The following is a 2,161-nucleotide window of genomic DNA, read 5'->3' on the forward strand; positions in this document are numbered from 1 at the left end:
AGCGCGTTCCGGAGGTCGTCGATGCCGCCCGCCTGCTTGCGGACGTCCACGTCGCGGTCGGTCTGAACGGCGAGGCCGGCCGAGTCGTAGCCGCGGTACTCGAGGTTTTCCAGCCCGACGAGCAGTTCGTCGACCGCGTCGTCGGCCGCTCCGATCCGAGCCACGATGCCGCACATTACGCGACCACCCCGTCGACCGCGTCGCCGTCCGCGCGGCGGCGGCGCACACCGGTCGTGATCGCTTTGGGGCCGATTTGCATACCCACCGCATGCCGAGAGGAATACTTTGTTATGGACCGGATTTTGTCGCCGTTCACCGGTAAGTGACGGATAGCAAGCGGAAGCCTCGTCCTTACGCGAGGGAGTCAATGATACGCTCGGTCGGCGTTTCACTGTTCCTCTCGCCTGTTGCCGGTCGCCGTCTCGCTTTCTATGCCACCGAACTCTCGGTACTCGTGGGGGAGAGCGACGACGAAACTTGTCGTGCGAAGGACACGATATTTCTCCCGTATACGGCCGCGACGATGCTGTTTACTCAATTATTCAGTACAGAAATACTTCGTGAAGATGTGATAGAGTTAAGTGGATTACATGAGTAGCGGCAACATGACCCGCCATACCCTGTTCTACCCGTGAAATGATATAATACCGAAACTCCCCACGATAACGATGTACGACAACGTAACGAGAACAGACGACGTTGCGACAGATCAAAACGATGGTGTACGATGAGTGCCGACTCAGAAGCGAAAACGCGGGACGCGGCCCAGGCCGATCGGGAGTTCTCGGGACCGGAAACCGATGCTTCGAGTACTGAGCCGGAGAATATCGAGCGAGCAGAGATCGGCTTCGATCAGCTGTTCGAGATCCTGAAAAACAAGCGGCGCCGACGGGTGATACGGTACCTGCTGGAAGGCAAGAACGAGGAGGCGACGTTGGACGAGCTGGCCGAGGCCATCGCCGCGCGCGAGACGGGCAAGGACATCAAACAGATCTCCTCGCAGGAACGCAAGCGCGTGTACGTCGGACTGTATCAGTGTCACCTGCCGAAGATGGACGACTACGGCGCGATCTCGTACAACAAGCCGCGCGGCCGGATCGAGACCGCAGAACACACGGACCTGTTCGAACGCTACCTCTCAGTCGACGACGATGTCGATGGTTCCGGGTGGACGCGGTACCCCTCGACGCTGTCGCTCGTCGCCGGCGCCTTCCTCGTCGTTCCCGTCGTCGTCGGGGCGTTCATATCGAACGCGGCGCTTCAGGTGGTGACCGCTCTCCTCGTCGGAGCGCTCGTCGGCGTGTCGGCGTACCGGTACTTCGAGTGACGCGGCACGGGCAGCGCTCCGGTTTCGCGGCCGGTTCAGCGACTTTTGGGCGAGAAGTGAAAGTGACGCGAATATGGGTTAAAAGCGTCCTAAGTCCGGATAAGCCAGACCATAACTATGTCCCGTTTGCGAAAGGAACGAGCATGGAAAGAGACGGGACCGACGAACAGGACCGGTGCTCCTGACGATGAGTTCCGCTGACACCGAGCCGTTGACGCCCGACGGTGTCTTCGAGCTACTGAGCAACCACCGGCGCCGAATGGTGTTGTACTACCTCCGGACGAAGGGCGGATCGGTCGACGTCCAGGAGCTCGCCACGGAGATAGCGGCGATGGAAAACGACGTCTCGGCCGACGAACTGACCAGCCAGCAGCGGAAGCGCGTCTACGTGTCCCTGTATCAGACCCATCTCCCGAAGATGGCGGAGATGAACACCATCGAGTACGACAAAGACAGCGGGACCGTTCGGCTCGCAGACCGGGCGGACGACATCGACGAGTACCTCACGACGGACGACCAACCGACGTACCCGTGGCGATTCCACTACTTCCTCCTCACGGTCGGCGGGGCGACGGCGCTGTCGCTCACGGTGCTGAGCGTTCCCGGCTTCGGCGCCGTCCCCCTGCCGGTGGTAGGCGCAGCCGTACTCCTCGTGTTCACCCTCTCGGTCGCGTGGCAGTACTGGCAGGCGCAGAACCGCACGGAGCCGGTTCCCGTCGAACTGCGTCAGTACGACCAGTAAGCGGTCGTTCTCGGCGTCTCGTGTGCGGTCGTTCTCGGCGTCGGAAAGCCGCACGCGCCCGCTCCCGCTCGCGACGCCGGTAACTTTCAGCT

Annotated in this window: 2 protein-coding genes; both read left to right on the plus strand. The window is 61.5% G+C overall.

The window, feature by feature from the left end; translation table 11 throughout:
• Positions 1-727: 727 nt before the first annotated feature.
• Positions 728-1,327 (plus strand): hypothetical protein, encoded by a 600-nt coding sequence (locus tag EXE44_RS16485; protein ID WP_137717953.1) that lies wholly within the window; start codon positions 728-730, stop codon positions 1,325-1,327.
• A 187-nt stretch (positions 1,328-1,514) separates the two neighbouring features.
• Positions 1,515-2,069, plus strand: a complete 555-nt coding sequence (locus EXE44_RS16490) for a hypothetical protein (protein ID WP_092923261.1) — start codon at positions 1,515-1,517, stop codon at positions 2,067-2,069.
• Positions 2,070-2,161: the final 92 nt, after the last annotated feature.

The sequence above is a fragment of the Halorubrum sp. SS7 genome, assembly GCF_005435055.1.
GTDB lineage: Archaea > Halobacteriota > Halobacteria > Halobacteriales > Haloferacaceae > Halorubrum > Halorubrum salinarum.